We start from the raw sequence: 865 nt of genomic DNA, 5'->3' as shown, positions 1-865 counted from the left end.
AGAGGATAAATCAGGTAACTTAAGTGATCCTGTTCCTGCCACTGGTTTTGAGTTAACGGTAGATACAGAGGTGAGTACTGATCCTGCCGATGAGCTCATGCTTGATAGCGTGTTTGATAATGTGTTGCCTAATCCGGGCGGTGCAGAGGGCTTATTTGAGCTTAAATCAGGTGACACCACCAATGATAAGACACCTATCTTCAATGGTCGTGGTGAGAAAGGTGCAGAAATCAAGCTTTACATCAATGGTAATTTGGTTGAAATGGACAATAAAGTGTTCGTGGATGCCGAGGGCAAATGGACATTTGAATTACCAGAGAACTTAGCGCTTGTTGATGGTACGTACAACATTCAATTTAAAGCGGCAGATAAAGCGGGTAACTTAACGGCATTTGTTCCTGCAGCAGGATTTGAGTTAACGGTAGATACAGAGGTGAGTACTGATCCTGCCGATGAGCTCACGCTTGATAGCGTATTTGATAATGTGTTGCCTAATCCGGGTGGTGCAGAGGGCTTATTTGAGCTTAAATCAGGTGACACCACCAATGATAAGACACCTATCTTCAACGGTCGTGGTGAGAAAGGTGCAGAAATCAAGCTTTACATCAATGGCAATCTGGTTGAAATGGACAATAAAGTGTTCGTGGATGCCGAGGGCAAATGGACATTTGAATTACCAGAGAGCTTAGCGCTAGTTGATGGCACGTACAACATCCAATTTAAAGCGGCAGATAAAGCAGGTAACTTGACTGCATCTGTTCCTGCAGCGGGATTTGAGTTAACGGTAGATACTGAGGTGAGCACTGCTCCTGCCGATGAGCTTACGCTTGATAGCGTCTTTGATAATGTCTCCCCTAATCCGGGT

Annotated in this window: 1 protein-coding gene; it reads left to right on the top strand. The window is 44.7% G+C overall.

Annotated features, from left to right (window positions below):
• Window positions 1-865, top strand: an 865-nt coding sequence (locus ACFFIT_RS02075) for an Ig-like domain-containing protein (RefSeq protein WP_385875933.1), incomplete at both ends; no start/stop codon positions are given.

Source organism: Thorsellia kenyensis (assembly GCF_042432445.1).
Taxonomy (GTDB): domain Bacteria; phylum Pseudomonadota; class Gammaproteobacteria; order Enterobacterales; family Thorselliaceae; genus Thorsellia; species Thorsellia kenyensis.
The sequence above is the reverse complement of the archived record's forward strand: the minus strand, read 5'-3'. Positions and strand labels throughout refer to the sequence as shown.